At 55.5% G+C, this 776-nt stretch carries 1 protein-coding gene and 1 pseudogene; one reads left to right on the top strand and one right to left on the bottom strand.

From position 1 onward, the window contains the following. Window positions 1–221: hypothetical protein (locus AC1D00_RS43685; protein WP_477015007.1), on the top strand; the 221-nt coding region annotated here is incomplete at its 5' end. A 376-nt stretch (window positions 222–597) separates the two neighbouring features. On the opposite strand, the pseudogene AC1D00_RS43680 reads toward AC1D00_RS43685, so the two are convergent. Beyond that, a pseudogene (locus tag AC1D00_RS43680) lies at window positions 598–776 on the bottom strand (AhpC/TSA family protein); the annotation flags it as partial.

The following is a 776-nucleotide window of genomic DNA, read 5'->3' as shown; positions in this document are numbered from 1 at the left end:
ATTTTCAGTTCATTGCCGCGCTATTCGTTTCGCCGCTGATATTCAACTCGATCTACGCCCTTACGAACCAAAATCCGGAGTCGATGGGAGACTTCCTGCTTGCCTATCAGAACGGATTCTTTTGGCAGACTGTGCTCGCCGGCATCGCCGGGAAAGTGGGGGCCAACAAGCGCCCCGCACGATCGTCGACGCCTCGACGGGCAAGCAAAGCGAACTCTTAATCAGCGGGTCCCAGGTTCGAGCCCTGGTGCGCCCACCATTGGAAAATCCTTATTTTCCAAGACCTTCGCGGAGTGATCGCCGAGAGCAAAATGGATCTCGTGCGACGTTTTTTGTGGAAGGACGTGGCGCGGTCAGATTGCTGTGCGACTTTTCCGTTATTTCTACATCTTCACCCCATCGATACAGCGCTCAGATCCGATAATGCAGGTCGATTACTGCTCGTCGTAGAATAGGATATTAGCGCGAGCAAAACGGACAATCTGGTCTGCCCGTCGCCGTAGGGCACAGCTTGCTGCGAAACCAAAACCGGATTGGCGGTGAGCGGATTTAGGCCGACCTGTGCCCCACAACCGGAGCGGCCGGCTCCGTCTCCTTCTAATTCTGCTCGCTGAGAGTTTGAAGATTGGCTTTTCCATACGGATGGAAGAGCTCCTTGCGGCCTTGCTGCCACGCAGCCTTAAGTTCGAGCGCCGTGATGTCCCAGTCCGGTCGGCATTTTCTGCTCACAGCACGCAGATCCTGGCGAAGTTCTTCCATCGTGGGGCGTCCGAAGA

Source organism: Bradyrhizobium sp. P2_E8 (assembly GCF_056403875.1).
This window is presented reverse-complemented; position numbering and strand designations above follow the sequence as displayed.